The following is a 1303-nucleotide window of genomic DNA, read 5'->3' on the forward strand; positions in this document are numbered from 1 at the left end:
CACCCTTGAACAGTTTGCCAAGTATGTCGGTGAGCAAGTGAAGATCAAGCTGCGCTCGCCCTTCGAAGGTCGGCGTAATTTTCAGGGCCTTCTCCGCGGGGTGGAGGAACAGGACGTCGTGGTGCAGGTGGATGACCATGAGTTCCTGTTGCCGATCGATATGATCGACAAGGCCAACATAATTCCCAGTTTTGACTGAGACGCGGATCCCGCGGATCCAATGGCTTGCGAAAGGCGAGGCGTACGATGAGCAAAGAAGTACTGCTGGTTGTTGAGTCGGTATCCAATGAAAAGGGTGTACCGGCAAGCGTAATTTTTGAAGCGCTGGAGCTGGCCCTGGCCACTGCTACCAAGAAGCGTTTTGAAGACGAAGTGGACCTGCGTGTGGAAATCAATCGCCACACCGGTTCCTACGAGACTTTCCGTCGCTGGACGGTGGTCGAAGAAGCCGATCTGGATGATCCAGCGGTCGAGACCTGGTTGAGCAAGGCTCGTGAGACCCATCCCGACGCCAAAGTCGGTGATGTGATCGAAGAAAAGATCGAATCCATCGAGTTCGGCCGCATTGCTGCACAGACCGCCAAGCAGGTCATTGTGCAGAAAGTTCGCGAAGCCGAGCGCGCACAGGTGGTTGATGCCTATCGCGAGCGTCTGGGGGAAATCATCTCCGGCACCGTGAAAAAAGTGACACGTGACAACGTGATCGTCGATCTGGGTAACAACGCCGAGGCGTTGCTGGCCCGTGAAGACATCATCTCCCGTGAGACTTTCCGGGTTGGCGTGCGTCTGCGTGCGCTGCTCAAGGAAATCCGCACCGAGAACCGCGGCCCGCAGCTGATCCTGTCGCGTACCGCACCGGAAATGCTGATCGAGCTGTTCCGTATCGAAGTGCCGGAAATTGCCGAAGGCCTGATCGAAGTAATGGCCGCCTCCCGTGATCCGGGTTCGCGGGCCAAGATCGCAGTTCGCTCCAAGGACAAGCGCATCGACCCGCAGGGCGCGTGCATTGGCATGCGCGGTTCGCGCGTCCAGGCCGTTTCCGGTGAGTTGGGTGGCGAACGTGTGGATATCGTCCTGTGGGACGAGAACCCTGCGCAGTTCGTGATCAACGCCATGTCTCCGGCTGAAGTCGCGGCAATTATCGTTGACGAAGATGCCCATGCCATGGACATCGCCGTTGGCGCAGACAATCTGGCTCAGGCCATCGGTCGCGGTGGTCAGAACGTGCGTCTGGCTAGCCAATTGACTGGCTGGACCCTGAACGTGATGACCGAATCGGACATCCAGGCCAAGCAGCAAGCAG

Annotated in this window: 1 protein-coding gene and 1 pseudogene; both read left to right on the forward strand. The window is 57.9% G+C overall.

The window, feature by feature from the left end; translation table 11 throughout:
- A pseudogene (locus BLX41_RS36410) lies at positions 1–199 on the forward strand (ribosome maturation factor RimP); the annotation flags it as partial.
- 47 nt (positions 200–246) lie between these two features.
- Positions 247–1303: transcription termination factor NusA (gene nusA / locus BLX41_RS27365; RefSeq protein WP_259745236.1), on the forward strand; the 1057-nt coding region annotated here is incomplete at its 3' end.

The organism is Pseudomonas protegens, assembly GCF_003732485.1.
Taxonomy (GTDB): Bacteria; Pseudomonadota; Gammaproteobacteria; order Pseudomonadales; family Pseudomonadaceae; genus Aquipseudomonas; species Aquipseudomonas protegens_B.